Genomic DNA, 13,264 nt, shown 5'->3' on the forward strand with positions numbered 1-13,264 from the left:
ACATGCGCCAGAGCGCCACTGCACAGTCCCTGACGGTCGAGGCGGCCAGTGCCGCCGACATTCCCTTCATCATGTCGATCGAGCGCAGTCCCGGTTATCAGGCGCTGGTCGGAAGTTACGACGCCACAGAGCATCGCAGGCGGATGGAGGCGCCGACCTGCACTTATCTTCTCTGCCGCAACGCCGGCGAATTGGTGGGGTTTGCCGTCATTCGCCGCGACGATGATGGCATGGGAACAGCCCAGTTGCACCGGATCGCAGTATCGCCACCGGGAAACGGCTACGGCTCGGCATTTTTGCGTAAAATCTGCCGATGGGTTTTTTCCGACCATGGTCTCGACCGGCTGTGGCTCGATGTGCTTCCGTCGAATGTGCACGCCGCCCGCCTTTATGAGAAGCTGGGTTTTGTCAGGGAGGGCGTCATGCGGGCATCGTTGCGTGTGCCTGGAGGACGTCAAGATCTCGTCTTGATGTCGTTGCTTCGCGAGGATTGGGAGCGCCATTGACCCTCTCGGATTATTTGCAGGGTCGCCGGTTCGTATCCCATGAAGAACTGGGATTTGTCACATGCTGATGGTTGGCTGCTCAATAGGTGAAACTTCTCTACTTCTTGGAGGGGATAGTTTCTTCGCTCGCGGTTGAGGGCAGGGAATTCGAATGCATCTCTCGCCGGCTCTACGTCGCTGCCGCAACATAACTGCGCCATCCGCCATAATGCGTAATATCAGTCGCGTCAGCGATGGCGGCGGCCTCGACCAGAAATCCCTTGGCCGAAGTACCATCAGATAAGAAGATGGTACCAATGCTGAGCGGCGATGGGATGGCGGCGACGAATTGGCCGAAAGCAGCAGGCGTCAATTGCCAGATCTCGACATCGATTTCACCGCCTGTCGCTTCTGCGACACGGATGAGTCCCGGCTTGGTTGGTATCTGCCCCGGTAGGGCATAAAGCCGGTAGCAATCCGATGTTCGTGCTGTCCGCAGAAGGCGGCCGGCAAGGGCGAGCAACTGTGCGTTCAGCGGCATGCCGGAGAGATGGGCACCGACGACCACGATATCAATCAACTCGGCCTCGTCAACGGCGGTCGTGTCTTTCGCCGTCGGCTGAGGCCAGCCGGTGGCGCCTAGCGTCAAGACGCTGGCCCTGTGAATATCACGAGCAAGCGAAGCTGCGAGACCATCGCGTCCCCAAGGCGCCAGCAGGGTAACGCTGGCTGGACGACCATCGCTGCGCATGCCTGTCGGCACGGCGATGCCGCAGAGATCGAGCAGATTGACGAAATTCGTATAAGTACCGAGACGCGAGTTCTCGCGGATCGGCTCAGCCTCAAGGTCCGCGCGTGTATAATGCGTTGGGGCGGTCGGTACGCAGAAGAGATCGACCGAAGCGATCAGCGGGGTAACATTCTGTTTCAATGCTTGCAGCGCATAGAGGCCTTTGAAGGCATCTGCGGCCGAAAGCTGCTTGGCGCCCCCATAGATCTTACGCGTGATGGCATGAAAGCTTGCCTCTTTGGTGTCGAAGAAATCCTTCACTGCGGCATAGCGCTCCGCGACCCAGGCGCCTTCATAAAGCAGGTTTGCCACTTGGTAAAAATCGCCGAAGGGGATCTCCACCAGGCGATGGCCCAGTTCCATCAACATGCGCAAGGCGTCGTCGTAGGCCGCTTCCATGACGGCGTCGCCGAAAAACAGTCGGTCCGCCTTTGCCGGCACACCAATGGTTAGGGTCGGTAGCGTTCGGCCGAAATCATCAGCTGGAACGGTTTTCGAATAAGCGTCCGTGGCGTCATGGCGCGCCACGACCTCGAAGACCCGCCATGCATCATCCACCGTCAGAGCGAAGATGGAGACGCAGTCTAGCGTGCGGCAAGCGGGAATGACGCCGGTGGTCGACAATGCGCCGAGGCTGGGTTTCAGGCCGACGATATTGTTAAGGCCCGCGGGAATGCGCCCGGAGCCCGCGGTGTCGGTGCCGAGCGCAAAGCTCACGATGCCCTGTGCCGTCGCGACGGCAGAGCCCGAGCTCGGTCCGCCGGGCACCAAAGCGGGGTCGATGGCGTTGCGTGGCACAGGATAGGGGGTGCGCACGCCGACAAGACCGGTTGCAAACTGGTCGAGGTTGGTCTTGCCGATCACCAGCGCTCCAGCCAACTTCAATAGCCGAACGACCGTTGCATCGGCTTTGGGCATGTAGGCGAAATCGGGGCACGCGGCGCTGGTTGGCATCCCCGCGACGTCGATATTGTCCTTGACGGCGAAGGGTACGCCCCAGAGCGGCTTTGCCACCGGATCAAAGGATCCGAGAGCCGCCGCCTGTTCCAACAAGTTCGCTTTGCCGGCAAGATGCAGGAAGATGCCGGGATCGTTTACCGCGGCAATACGCGCAAAGACAGCCTCGATGATCGCAGTCGCCGAGCCTCCGTCTGCATAGAACGCATGCAGGGACGAAATATCGAGAGCCGGACCGGTCACGCCTGTTCCTCCAATATTCTGACGGGCCGGTCCCATTGGATCAGCACGACGCAGCCTGTGTCACTCCAAACCGAATGCTCGGTACCCACAGCATTCACGATATAGCAGCCCTTGGCATAATCGCCGGCTTCATCCGATTGTACGCCTTCGAGCACGAGAATGGTTTCAAGCCCTTCATGCCTGTGGCGCGGCACGGAAGCGCCGGCTTCGTATTTCAAAAGGGCAACCCCGGGCTGATCGCCCTCGAAAGGCTGGATCCAATGAATGGTGACGTCCTCGCGAAACGGGCCGAAAGCCAGATCTTTCCAGCCGCCCGCCGTCAGCATTTCTCGCGTCGTTCTAGGCATGATTGATAGCCTCCAGAATGTCATCGACATGCGCTGTCCAGCCGACGATCGCGCCTTGAGCACGGATCATCGCGATGGCGGCGGCTTTGAATTCGGGGAAATAGCTTTCGGTTGCTTCTTCGGCCAGCAGGCATTCATAGCCGCGGTCGTTCGCCTCGCGCATCGTGGTCTGGACACAGACCTCCGTGGTCACGCCCGCAAAGACGAGCTGCCGTATGCCGTTGTCCTTCAAGATGTCACCAAGTTCGGTGGCGTAGAAGGCGCCTTTGCCCGGCTTTTCGATAACGATCTCGCCATCGATGGGCGCCAGTTCGGGCAGGATTGCCGTGCCCGGCTCGCCGGCAATAAGAATGCGTCCCATCGGGCCTTCATCACCGATCCTGAGAGTGGGATTGCCACGGTCACGCTTGGCGGGAGGCAAATCCGAGAGATCGGGCTTGTGGCATTCCATCGTGTGGATAACAGGCAGGCCCGCCTTGCGAAAGCCTTCGATCAGCCGCTTCACATCCGGAACAATCTTGGTGATGCGACTGACATCATTGCCAAGACTTGCGCCGAAGCCGCCCGGCTCGGCGAAGTCTCGCTGCATGTCGATAACGATCAGCGCGACCGCATTGCGTTGCAGGGGGAAGGCGAAGGGTTGGGCGAGGATCTCCACCATCAGTGATGCCCCGCCATATGCGCGCCGATCACCGAAATATCGGCGCTTCGGGCCGCAGTCTCATAGACGAGCTTGCCCTCGGAGATCACCATGATCCGGTCGGACATTTCCATCAGCTCATCCAGATCCTCCGACAGCAGCAACACGGCAGCCCCTGCATTGCGGGCTCGCATGATGCGGGCCCGGATTTCGGCGACGGCGGAAAAGTCGAGCCCGAAACAGGGATTGGAGACGATCAGCAGATCGACCTCGCCCGTCAGCTCCCGCGCCAGCACGGCGCGCTGGACATTGCCGCCGGACAGGGCGGCGATCGGAGAGGACTGCGAAGCCGTCCTGACCTTGAAATCGGCGATGAGGGCGGTTGCGCCCTTCTTGATCTTGTTCCTGTTGAGCCAGATCGCATCGGCACCGCTCTCCTTGAGGTCGAAGGTCCGGAAAGCCAGATTTTCGCTGACGCTCATGCGCGGCGCGCAGGCATTCTGCAGCGGCTCCTCGGGAATGAAGCGGACATTGTTGCGGCGTGTCTCCGGTCGCGTGGCGCCATAGGCGGCGCCCTTGACGGTGACCGAGCCTGCCTGCGTCGGCCGCTGACCGGCAAGGATCTCGGCGAGTTCCTTCTGGCCATTGCCCGATATCCCGGCGATGCCGACGATCTCGCCCGCATGTACCGTTAGGCTATCGATCTCTATCGTCTTCAGCCCGGAGCGGTCGGGCGCCTTGATCCGTTCGATCTGCAGCACCGCTTTTGCCGTTTCGGTCACGGGAATACGAGTATCGAGCTCGGCAAGTTTGACATCCCCGATCATCATCGCGGCCATCTCGGCGGTCGACAGTTCCCCCACCTTGCCACTGCCGATGAGCTTGCCGCGACGCAGGATCGATACCGCATCGGCGAACTTGGTCACCTCGTGGAACTTGTGCGAAATCATCAATACGGTGAGCTCGCCGCGCTCGGTCATCCCACGCACGAGACCGAGCATCTCGTCGGCTTCAGCCGGCGTCAGCACCGAAGTCGGCTCGTCGAGAACGAGGAAGCTGCGGCCGAGATAGAGCTGCTTGACGATCTCCAGCTTCTGCTTTTCGCCGGCGGCCAGTTGGCTGACCGGCCGGTCCAGCGGAATCTGAAAGGGCATGTGCTCCATGAAGGCTGCGAGCGCCTTGCGCTCCCTGGGCCAGTTGATGACGGCGGGGACTTCCGTGCGGCTGATCACGAGGTTTTCGGCGCCTGTCAGCGACGGCACGAGCGTAAAATGCTGATAGACCATGCCGAGCCCATAGGCGGCGGCATCCTTCGGCGAAGCAATCGTCACTTCGCGGCCGTCGACCGACAGCGAGCCGGATGTCTGGTGATAGAAGCCCATGATGCATTTGACCAGGGTCGACTTGCCGGCGCCGTTTTCGCCGAGCAGGGCATGGAAGCTGCCGGCCGGAATGCTGACCGAGACATGGTCGAGTGCCGTGAAGCTGCCGAAGCGCATGGTCATGTCGAGCGTTTCGATGCCGACGGCCTTGCCGGTTTGCGGAAGGGGAGTATCGCGGATGACGCTCACTTCAATGCTCCTTTTCGACGATGATAGCGACAGGCCCACCGCCGGCGGGGCCCTGATGTTCGGCGCCGCCCGAGACGTAGAGATCCGTGATGCCGAAGACGCCGGCGAGAACCCCACCGACAAAGGCTCGCGCATGGCGCGTGCCCGAGATGTCGGAATCATCGAGCATGGTATGACGCTTGCCGCCGACCTTGCCGGAGGGATCGGGCTCCGCCTTGGCGAGAACGGCGGCGAGGCGGCTTGTCTGCGGCAGACGCCGGAATGCTTCACGTACGGACGCCGCGTCTATGGCGTCACGCATGAGGGTGTGGTCGATTTCAAGCGGCCCAGACCATCTGTCGCTCATGCCGAGCACTATGATTTCATGATCGGTCAGCTCGACGCCGGCCGAGCTGGAGGCGCAATGCGAGAAGAGTTCGTAACGGCTGCAGATATCGGCATCGGCGATCTCCTGCGCATCCACTTCGCCAAGGGCAACGGCAACGCCAAGTGCAGAGGCACCGCGCGACAAGCCCATGGATTTCAATGTGTCGCGGGTGGCAAGCGAGTTGCCCTCGGCTTCCGCTTCGGTGATGCGGTGCAGCGTTAGTAGCGGGCATTTGATCTGTACAAAATGCACATCCCTCGGATCATCGATGCCGGCATCGAGCATCGCCTTGCGTACACCGTCCGCGACGAGCAGCACCTGTTCGCGCCGACCGAGATCGTGAGGTGGTAAATGCGGGGTGCGGGCAACGCCGATCGCAAGCGCGCGGCCGGCTACGGCATCGACCGTTTCACGAGTGAAGACTGTCCAGTGCGGGGAAAGCGCACCCTCCGTGCCGCCCGACATGACAAGCGAGACACCTTCGACGCCGTGTTTTTGAAACAGGGCTTCAAAGCTGCGGGTGGCGTAGCCGCGGGTGAAGTCGTTGACGCAGCCGTTGCCCTCGGTCTTCCCGAGCACGGCCACAACATTCTTCGCGGACACGCCGCCGGCAAAAAGTGCATCGAGGCCGGAGACATCGTCCGGTCCATCGGCGGCGATACGATAGACGTGGGCACGCATTGACGGCATCAGGGCAGGGCCTCAACCAGAGCCGCGGAATTGGAGACGGAGCCGAAGACGCCGCCCTGCATCTTCACCATCTTGATGGCGGCCAGGTGATTGCCATAGTCGGTCGCGCCGCAGCAGTCTTCGAGGAGCAGGCATTCGAAGCCGCGGTCGTTGGCCTCGCGCATGGTCGTGTGGACGCAGACATCGGTGGTGATGCCGGTCAGGATGATGTTTTCGATGCGCTTCTGATTGAGGATGAGTTCCAGATCGGTGGCGCAGAAAGAGCCCTTGCCCGGTTTGTCGATGATCGTCTCGCCCTCGATCGGCTTCAGCTCGTCGATGATATCCCAGCCCGGTTCGCCACGCACGAGAATGCGGCCGCAGGGGCCAGGATCGCCGATGCCGGCATTGATGCGCTGCGACCGCCACCGCTTGTTGGCGGGAAGGTCCGCGAGATCAGGACGGTGGCCCTCGCGGGTGTGGATGATGTGATAGCCCTTGGCGCGCATGACGGCCAAGACCTTCTTGATCGGCTCGATCGGTGCACGCACCAGCGATAGGTCATAGCCCATGTGGTCGACATAGCCGCCCGGCCCGCAGAAATCCGTCTGCATATCGATGATGATGAGGGCGGTATTGTCTGGTCGCAAGGCGCCGTTATAAGGCCAGGCATAGGGATCGGCATCTATATAGGCCAGCGTCTGGTCTGCGGGGGCGGTCGCGGGATGGGGCATAGCTAGAGCTCCCTATTTGGTGAGCGAGAGTGCGCCGGGAGCGCCGGCAAGCGTGCGCGTGGGCGAGGAAGTGATGATCATGATGACGAGCGTCAGCACATAGGGCGCGGCGTAGAAGAGATAATATCCCTGGGTCACGCCGACCGATTGCAGGGCCGGACCGAGCGCGCCGGCGCCGCCGAAGAGAAGTGCCGCCACGAAGCAGCCGATCGGGTTCCAGCGGGCGAAGATCACCAGCGCCACGGCCATCAGGCCCTGTCCCGAGGAGATGCGTTCGTTCCACGAGCCCGGATAATAGAGCGAGAGATAGGCGCCGCCGATTGCCGCCAGCGAGCCGCCGACGGCCGTTGCCAGCAGCCGGACGCGATCGGGATTGATGCCCATGGCGCGTGCCGCATCCGTGCTGTCGCCGACGACACGCAGCACGAGGCCGATCCTGGTGTTCTTCAGTGCCCACCACAAGATGACGGCAAGTGCTGCGCCGAGGATGAAGAGGATATTGATGTTGAGCGCGGCCTGCACCGGCGGCAGGCTCGACCAGAGCCCGAAAGGTATCGCCGGCAAATGCGGTGCAACGGGCTGGATGAAGGGCTTGCCGAGAAAGAAGGCGAGGCCGAGGCCGAACTGCATCATCGCGATGCCGATGGCGATGTCATTGACCTTCGGCCACTTGCATATCCAGCCGTGTACCGTGCCGAAGATTGCGCCGGTCGCCATGGCAGCCAGGACGCCGAGCCAGGCCGAATCGCTGAGCACAGCGATCGCATAAGCGGTCATGGCGCCGAAAACGAGCGTGCCTTCGAGCCCGAGATTGATGCGGCCGGAGCGCTCGGTGATCGTCTCGCCGAGACTGACGAAGATGAAAGGGGTCGAGACGCGGATCGCGCCGGCGAAGATGGCAAGGGGCACGCCCCAAAGACCAATGGCGGTGTCTTCCATCATGCGCTCCTTTTCCAGAGGTCGGGATTGAAGATCTTGAAGCGGCCGTAGAAGGTTTCGCAAAACAAGATGACGACGAAGAGCGTGCCCTGCAGGACCAGAACGGTTGCATCGGGCAGGCCCATTCGGCGCTGGATGAGTCCACCAGAGGCATTGATGCCGCCGAGCAGAAAGGCGACCGGGATGATCGCCAGCGGATTGTGTCGTGCGAGGAAGGCGACGAGGATGCCGGTATAGCCGTAGCCGGCGGCGAGCGACGCATTGGCGCTGCCCTGGACGGCGGCGACTTCGATCATGCCGGCCAGACCCGCGAAGCTGCCGGCAATCGCCGTGAAGCCGGCGATGAGACGGCCGACAGGCAAGCCCTGGATCTGCGCCGCGCGGACATTGCCGCCGGCAATGCGCGCGGCAAATCCATAGCTGGTCATCTCGATGAGAATCCAGGAGGCGATGCAGGCGACGATACCAATGACGAGGCCCAAATGTACGTCCATGCCGGGGATCTTGCCGAGCATATAGTCGTGCGGCAGCGGCGTCGTGGAGGGCTTGTTGAGGCTTGCCGGATCGCGCAATGGCCCTTCGACGAACTGGTTCATCAGAGCAATGGCGATATAGGCGAGCAAAAGCGACGAGATGGTTTCGTTGACGCCGCGATAGTGGCGCAGGAAACCGGCAAGGCCGATCCAGATGCCGCCGATCACCATGCCGGCAAATGCCATGAGGATAAGAACGATGATAGGCGGCCAGAGGCCTGCAATCGGCAGTGCAATCGCCGCTGCTGCCACGCCGCCGAGCACGACTGCGCCTTCGCCGCCGATGATGACGAGGCCGAGCCGTGCCGGCAGCGCGACGCAGAGTGCCGTGAGCAGCAGGGGAGAGGCGCGGCTCAGGCTGTTCTGGATGGAAAACCAGCTGCCGAAGCCGCCGGTATATATGAAACGATAGAGGTCGGTCGGCGATTTGCCGACCGAAAGGATGAAGAGGGAGAAGAGCGCCGTGCCCGCCAGTATGGCGCCGAGCGTGATGGCCACCGGCTCCGCCCTTCGCGCAAGCCATTCGAGCGCGGGGCGCAGGAGTGCCCGCCTTTCGGCCGGAACAGACAGGGTGTGGTCGTCAATTTCTGCCGTCATGACGCGTCTCCCCCTGCGATCAGGCTGTTGATCCGACGACACCCTCGACCAGATAGCCCATGCTCTCGAGCTCGATCGCATCTTCGGCGTAGCTCTTGTCCGCCGCGATGACGACATTGCCCTTGTTGTCCTTGAGCGCGCCCTTGAAGACCGAGAAACTGCCCGCCATCATCTGGGCCAGCGTCGCCTCGAACTTCTTGCGGGATTCATCGGAAACGCCGGGGCCGAGCGGGCTCATCTTGACGAATCCGTCCTTCAGGCCGCCGCGCACGAAATTGCCGAGCTTCTCGCCGGCCTGTGCTTTCTTGACGAAATCCGAATAGACATTGCCCCAGGCCCATTCGGCGCCCGTCAGGTATTTGGCCGGCGCAAGCGGACTCTGGTTTGCGTGATAGCCGCAGACGAAGGCGCCGCGGCCGGCGGCGGTCTCGACCACGACCTTCGGGCTGTCGACGTGACAGGTGATGACATCCGCACCCTGATCGATGAGTGCATTGGTGGCCTCGGCTTCCTTGACGGCCAGCGACCACTCGCCCGTGAAGATCACCTGGCAGGTGATGGCGGGATCGACCGAGCGGGCGCCGAGGAGGAACGCGTTGATGTTCTGCAGAACCTGCGGGATGGGCTTGGCGGCGACGAAGCCGATCTTCTTGCTCTTCGTCGCATAGCCGGCCGTGACGCCGTTCAGATACTGGCCCTGGAATATGTAACCGAAATAGGAGCCGGTATTGGCCGGGTTCTTGCCGGCCTGCCAGAGGCCGCCGCAATGGCGGAACTGCACATCGGGATATTTCGCGGCCATGGCGAGCATATGGGGATCGAAATAGCCGAAGGATGTCGGAAACAGCAGTGACGCTCCATCGAGATTGATCATCGATTCCATGGTCTTCTGGACGTCGACAGTCTCTGGAACGTTCTCTTCCTCGACGACAGTCACGCCGGAGATCTTCTTGACGGCAGCTGCACCCTCGGCATGGGACTGGTTATAGCCATAGTCGTCCTTGGGGCCGACATAGATGAAGCCCACGGTGAGCGCGCTCTGGGCAAAGGCGCGGGAGGATAGAAGGCCCGGCACGGTGCTGATCAGAGCACCGGCGGCGGAGGTGCGGAGAAAATTGCGGCGATTCATGGAAAGGAGGCTGGTCATGGTCATGCTCCTTGGGGCGGAAGCCGGTTTGTGAAAGCGTTACGATAAAGTGTATGCAATCACTGTGCCAGATCATAAGATATTGATTCTTATCACATAAATCGTATGCTAAAAATAACATGTAGAAAGTGCATGCACATTTATGCCGAGAAATTAACCTTATGAAGAATATTGCTCTTTTTTTAATCTGTATTGGGAGTTTTTGGGCTGCCGCCTTGTTTCGCTAGCAACGAAATGAGGATAAATACCATTATAAAACATATATTTAATTCAATAATTGACTTTGGTGTCTACTGGCTTAAATCTGTATGCAAGAATTGGAAGGTAGATTCGTTCCCTTGAAGCAGGTCAAGCGCAGAGAAATTATCAGAGCCGGAACGACCGTCGAGCAGATGGTGCGCTCCATTGCGGACATGATTGTAACCGGCGTGCTTTTGCCGGGTGAGAAGCTCGACGAGATATCGTTGGCAAGCCGTTTTGAAGTGTCGCGCACGCCGGTGCGCGAGGCCTTGCGGGAGCTTGGCGCCATGGGCCTGGTTGGACGTGAGCCGAACCGAAGCGCCGTAGTGACGAATGTCAGCGGCGGCTACCTGCATTCGATGTTCGAGGCGATGGCGGAGCTTGAGGCGATCTGCGCGCGCCTGTCAGCCGAGCGAATGACGGTAGATGAGCGTCGCACCCTGGAGCTCGACCATCGTGCGTCAGCGCGGCTTGTGCGCATTGGCGCCGAGGAGGACTACGCCACCTACAATACCGAGTTCCACAGCCAGCTCTATCGCGGCGCTCATAACGATCATATTTTCGAGCTGGTGACACAGACCCGCGCAAGGCTGGCTCCCTTCCGTCGCGCCCAGTTTCGGCTACCGGGTCGCCTCGCCAAATCCTTCAGCGAGCATGAGGTCATTGTGACCGCGATCATGCGCGCGGATGCGGTGGCTGCCAGCCAAGCCGCCTACTCCCATGTTGCGACCGTAAGTGACGCGAGCATCGTTTTCGCCGGACACCAGTAGCTTCTTTGGGTTGAAGCGAAGCAAAAGGGCGAGGCTTAAGCTTTAGCGATCATCGCTCGTTTGTTTACGGCTGTGGGTGCGCCGACCGCAGTCGATCGCAAAGCTCTGTGTCTATTTCCTTTGTCATCGAAGCGATTATGTGGGTCGTCGGTTCAAATCTCTTCAAGGCGACGGAGCTCGGACACGACGAAACAACCTCTGCAACCTCGGTTCCCAGCTGGCACGCTAAAGTCAGCAGTACTGCCCGGTAACCTCAATCGCGCCTACGACCGGACTGATGGCCAATCTCCGAATTTCCGAAAGAATGCGCGAGAGAAGGCCGCCGCGCTGCCAAAGCCGACCTGACGCGCCACTGCCTTCACCTTTGCTCCTCCGGCGAGCTTCCGGCGAGCAAGAATCAGACGCCATCCGGTCAGATAAGCCTGCGGCGTCGTGCCGACCACGTCGCGAAACAGGGCCATGAAATGGCTTCGTGACATTCCAGCCACCGTAGCAAGGTCATTGCTGTTCCAGGCTTGTGCTGGCGTATCATGCATTGCCACCAACGCCCGGTGTAACGCGGGATGAGACAGACCCGCCAGCAAACCCGGTCCAGTCGCCCCGCGGTCGATCGCCGACCTCAGGATAAGCAGGACGATGACTTCGCAAAGCCGGTTGAGGGCGGCACTGCGTCCGCAGCGCGATTCCAGCGCTTCCGCCATGAAGGCGGCCGTGGTGTCGCGGAGGGTAGGGATGTCACTGACGTCGACCACGATCCGGTCCGGCAAAGCGTTCATCAGCGGGTTATGCGCCCCTTCGAAATCGACCGCCGCGGTTATCAAAGCCGATGGCTCAGGAGGCGTGTCGCCCCGTGGGTGCAGGACGATCCGTTCGGCAGGGCCTCCTGGTTTTCCAATCACAAACAGCCGGGTATGGCTATCGCTGATCGACGGCGGTTCCAGCGAGATTTCCAGCTCGAACGCGTCAAAGAAGGCCGTTAGGCGATCGACTTTTGGGAGAGTTTTCAGACTTTTGATCATGACATCTGGACCAATAATGATCACAATCATGGAATGGTGAGGCTGTGGCGTCAACATGGCGTCGGAAGATTCACCTAAAGGAGCTATCGATGTTGGTCCCAAGGACACTGGCCCCCAATTTGACCGTCAAGACTCTTCAGCACGGAGAATTCGATCTCACGAGTGAAAACCCATCGCTCATGACGCTCGTGTGCTTCTATCGCGGCCTTCACTGCCCCGTCTGCGGAAACTATCTCAAAGATCTGGAACGGCTGACGCCAGCCTTCCAAGAGCGCGGCGTGCGCACAATTGCCATGAGTTCCGACGGTGAGGGACGCGCCCGGCAAATGGCCGAGAAGATCGGTGCCGAACACTTGCGCATCGGTTACGGCCTGTCCTTGAGCGTGGCCCGGCAATGGGGTCTCTATATCTCCGCCTCGCGCGGAAAGACGTCGATCGGCATCGAGGAGCCTGAGCTTTTCTCAGAGCCGGGCGTATTCTTGATCAGGTCGAATCAAACCCTCTATTGGCTCTCGGTGCAATCCATGCCGTTTGCGCGGCCGATTTTCGCAGAGATGGTGCAGGCTTTGGACTTCGCGATCAAGAACGACTATCCGGCGAGAGGCGAATATACGGGTGAGGTTTAAGTCCGCTTCGTGGCGGTCGGAGGCCGCAAGGCTGCCCTGGCTGCTGCCGCCTTGTCTCGGATGACGCAGCCCTCCGCGTGAGGCGCACCGTCAGATTCTATTCGATCATGAGTTCGCCATCTGTTTTTCGAGTCGGCCAAAGTCGCAGCTTCGGGCCGACTGGGCCTAGTTGGCAGAAAGACGTAAGGCGCCCTTGGGACCGGGCGTCGTCGTGAGACGGCATGGGTAAAGCCCATCTCGCGCTGATGAGCGCTGTCGGCAACCCTATCACAACGCTCAAGCGGAGAGCTTTATGAAGACCCTGAAAGTCGAGGACATCTACCCCGCCAGCTACAAGACGTTTGCGGACGTCGCCCAGCGATTGCCCAGGTTCATCGAAGAGGTCTACAATGCCAAGCGGTTGCACTCCGCCCTTGGCCATCGATCACCAGCAGAATTTGAAACCCAACTTGCCCAGCAGGCGGCTTAGTTTGAAGCTTCTCGCTGGTCCAGCCCGAGGGGTTCACACTAATCCCCGCTCAGCTTTCAGTACAATCAACAGGAAGGTCCGGAGGGAAACCGGACCTTCCTCTCTGATCGGAGGTCTAGTT

Annotated in this window: 13 protein-coding genes and 1 pseudogene; 4 read left to right on the forward strand and 10 right to left on the reverse strand. The window is 60.5% G+C overall.

Annotated features, from left to right (window positions below; all coding sequences use genetic code 11):
* The first annotated feature begins 2 nt into the window (after positions 1-2).
* Entirely contained in the window at positions 3-506 is a 504-nt protein-coding gene (locus AB6803_RS28350) for a GNAT family N-acetyltransferase (protein WP_371112029.1), read from the forward strand.
* A 169-nt stretch (positions 507-675) separates the two neighbouring features.
* Here AB6803_RS28350 and atzF read toward each other — a convergent pair whose 3' ends face one another.
* From atzF to AB6803_RS28395, 9 genes are read right to left on the reverse strand one after another with little or no spacing between them, the layout of a single operon-like run.
* Positions 676-2,475 carry an allophanate hydrolase gene (gene atzF / locus AB6803_RS28355; protein ID WP_371112030.1) on the reverse strand — a complete coding sequence of 600 codons (1,800 nt, stop codon included), beginning with the start codon at positions 2,473-2,475 and terminating at the stop codon, positions 676-678.
* A complete protein-coding gene (locus AB6803_RS28360; RefSeq protein ID WP_371112031.1) occupies positions 2,472-2,822 on the reverse strand; it encodes a cupin domain-containing protein in 351 nt (116 codons plus the stop codon). The genes atzF and AB6803_RS28360 overlap by 4 nt, the downstream gene beginning before the upstream one ends.
* Entirely contained in the window at positions 2,815-3,483 is a 669-nt protein-coding gene (locus tag AB6803_RS28365; protein WP_371112032.1) for a cysteine hydrolase family protein, read from the reverse strand. Before AB6803_RS28365 ends, AB6803_RS28360 begins: the two co-directional genes overlap by 8 nt.
* Entirely contained in the window at positions 3,483-5,033 is a 1,551-nt protein-coding gene (locus AB6803_RS28370) for an ABC transporter ATP-binding protein (RefSeq protein ID WP_371112033.1), read from the reverse strand. Before AB6803_RS28370 ends, AB6803_RS28365 begins: the two co-directional genes overlap by 1 nt.
* Before the next feature lies 1 nt (position 5,034).
* Complete coding sequence (locus tag AB6803_RS28375; RefSeq protein ID WP_371112034.1) at positions 5,035-6,090, reverse strand: ring-opening amidohydrolase; 1,056 nt, start codon at positions 6,088-6,090, stop codon at positions 5,035-5,037.
* On the reverse strand, positions 6,090-6,803 hold the full coding sequence (locus AB6803_RS28380; protein ID WP_371112035.1) for a cysteine hydrolase family protein: 714 nt from the start codon (positions 6,801-6,803) through the stop codon (positions 6,090-6,092). The genes AB6803_RS28375 and AB6803_RS28380 overlap by 1 nt, the downstream gene beginning before the upstream one ends.
* Before the next feature lie 12 nt (positions 6,804-6,815).
* Positions 6,816-7,742: an ABC transporter permease gene (locus AB6803_RS28385; RefSeq protein ID WP_371112089.1), complete on the reverse strand. Its 927-nt coding sequence runs from the start codon at positions 7,740-7,742 to the stop codon at positions 6,816-6,818.
* The gene (locus tag AB6803_RS28390) at positions 7,742-8,872 is read right to left on the reverse strand and encodes an ABC transporter permease (protein ID WP_371112036.1); all 1,131 of its coding nucleotides are present in this window, start codon (positions 8,870-8,872) and stop codon (positions 7,742-7,744) included. The genes AB6803_RS28385 and AB6803_RS28390 overlap by 1 nt, the downstream gene beginning before the upstream one ends.
* Positions 8,873-8,891: 19 nt before the next feature.
* On the reverse strand, positions 8,892-10,019 hold the full coding sequence (locus AB6803_RS28395) for a BMP family ABC transporter substrate-binding protein (protein WP_371112037.1): 1,128 nt from the start codon (positions 10,017-10,019) through the stop codon (positions 8,892-8,894).
* Positions 10,020-10,357: 338 nt separating this feature from the next.
* On the opposite strand from AB6803_RS28395, the gene AB6803_RS28400 reads away from it, so the two are divergent.
* The gene (locus AB6803_RS28400) at positions 10,358-11,029 is read left to right on the forward strand and encodes a GntR family transcriptional regulator (protein WP_371112038.1); all 672 of its coding nucleotides are present in this window, start codon (positions 10,358-10,360) and stop codon (positions 11,027-11,029) included.
* Positions 11,030-11,292: 263 nt separating this feature from the next.
* Here AB6803_RS28400 and AB6803_RS28405 read toward each other — a convergent pair whose 3' ends face one another.
* The gene (locus AB6803_RS28405) at positions 11,293-12,105 is read right to left on the reverse strand and encodes a helix-turn-helix domain-containing protein (protein WP_371112039.1); all 813 of its coding nucleotides are present in this window, start codon (positions 12,103-12,105) and stop codon (positions 11,293-11,295) included.
* A 32-nt stretch (positions 12,106-12,137) separates the two neighbouring features.
* Between AB6803_RS28405 and AB6803_RS28410 the strand changes: the two genes are divergently transcribed.
* Positions 12,138-12,674 (forward strand): peroxiredoxin-like family protein, encoded by a 537-nt coding sequence (locus AB6803_RS28410; RefSeq protein WP_371112040.1) that lies wholly within the window; start codon positions 12,138-12,140, stop codon positions 12,672-12,674.
* Positions 12,675-12,942: 268 nt separating this feature from the next.
* A pseudogene (locus tag AB6803_RS28415) lies at positions 12,943-13,143 on the forward strand (integrase core domain-containing protein); the annotation flags it as partial.
* Positions 13,144-13,264 lie beyond the last annotated feature (121 nt).

Source organism: Rhizobium sp. RCC_161_2, assembly GCF_041355235.1.
Lineage (GTDB): Bacteria > Pseudomonadota > Alphaproteobacteria > Rhizobiales > Rhizobiaceae > Rhizobium.

Excerpts from the sequence above, each read along its gene's own strand:
- AB6803_RS28365 (WP_371112032.1), bottom strand. The coding sequence starts at position 3,483 with ATGGTGGAGATCCTCGCCCAACCCTTCGCCTTCCCCCTGCAACGCAAT.
- AB6803_RS28390 (WP_371112036.1), bottom strand. The coding sequence starts at position 8,872 with ATGACGGCAGAAATTGACGACCACACCCTGTCTGTTCCGGCCGAAAGG.
- AB6803_RS28360 (WP_371112031.1), bottom strand. The coding sequence starts at position 2,822 with ATGCCTAGAACGACGCGAGAAATGCTGACGGCGGGCGGCTGGAAAGAT.
- AB6803_RS28380 (WP_371112035.1), bottom strand. The coding sequence starts at position 6,803 with ATGCCCCATCCCGCGACCGCCCCCGCAGACCAGACGCTGGCCTATATA.
- AB6803_RS28405 (WP_371112039.1), bottom strand. The coding sequence starts at position 12,105 with ATGTTGACGCCACAGCCTCACCATTCCATGATTGTGATCATTATTGGT.
- AB6803_RS28350 (WP_371112029.1), top strand. The coding sequence starts at position 3 with ATGCGCCAGAGCGCCACTGCACAGTCCCTGACGGTCGAGGCGGCCAGT.
- AB6803_RS28410 (WP_371112040.1), top strand. The coding sequence starts at position 12,138 with ATGTTGGTCCCAAGGACACTGGCCCCCAATTTGACCGTCAAGACTCTT.
- AB6803_RS28395 (WP_371112037.1), bottom strand. The coding sequence starts at position 10,019 with ATGACCAGCCTCCTTTCCATGAATCGCCGCAATTTTCTCCGCACCTCC.
- AB6803_RS28385 (WP_371112089.1), bottom strand. The coding sequence starts at position 7,742 with ATGGAAGACACCGCCATTGGTCTTTGGGGCGTGCCCCTTGCCATCTTC.
- AB6803_RS28375 (WP_371112034.1), bottom strand. The coding sequence starts at position 6,090 with ATGCCGTCAATGCGTGCCCACGTCTATCGTATCGCCGCCGATGGACCG.